Raw genomic sequence first — 622 nt, forward strand, 5'->3', positions numbered from 1 at the left:
TTCGTCGCGAGGTGCAGTGGTCGCGCATGGCGCTGGTGATGCAGGCCTCCATGAACGCCCTGAATCCGGTGGTGAATGTGGGCGAGCAGGTGGCCGAGCTCCCGGTGCGGGCCAGCGATGCCCAGGAGCCGCCGCCTGCTCGGGCAGAAGCCCGAAGGGAGGAGCATGACAAGGACGAGGCCAGAACGCGCCGGCAGGGGGAGGAGGCCGAGGATCAGCTGCTCGACGAGTGGCCGCTGGCCCAAGAGATGGAGAACCGTGATGAACATCGAGACAACGCCCATGACGCCTGATACCGCGGCAACCGCCATCGTCTCCAGCGTCGCCCTGGAGAGCGGCTCTTTGAGTGAGCTGCCGCCGGCCCTGTACGGGCTGCTCGACTACGTGGTCATCGGCATCGACCGCGTCGAGCTGACCCAGCGCGCCTACCGCAAGGGGCTCTCGCCGGTGTGGGAGCAGGGCGAGCACCCCCATGAGGGGCGACTGATCCTGCACTACCACGATCGCCGCTGGTCGCTGCTCTGCTCGCTGACCCCGGTGAGGGTGCACTGAGGTGGCCACGGCAGAGCGCGCCCAGGAAACCCGACGCGGCTGGCTCTCCACGCTGTTCGGCCTGCCGTTT

The 622-nt window shown here is 68.2% G+C and carries 1 protein-coding gene and 1 pseudogene; both read left to right on the top strand.

Annotated elements, in window-relative coordinates:
* A pseudogene (locus DS839_RS35930) lies at nucleotides 1-293 on the top strand (hypothetical protein); the annotation flags it as partial.
* Nucleotides 262-552, top strand: a complete 291-nt coding sequence (locus DS839_RS35935) for a hypothetical protein (protein ID WP_152527074.1) — start codon at nucleotides 262-264, stop codon at nucleotides 550-552. The pseudogene DS839_RS35930 and the gene DS839_RS35935, both read left to right, overlap by 32 nt.
* The last annotated feature ends 70 nt before the right edge of the window (nucleotides 553-622 follow it).

This window comes from Taklimakanibacter deserti (genome assembly GCA_003574785.1).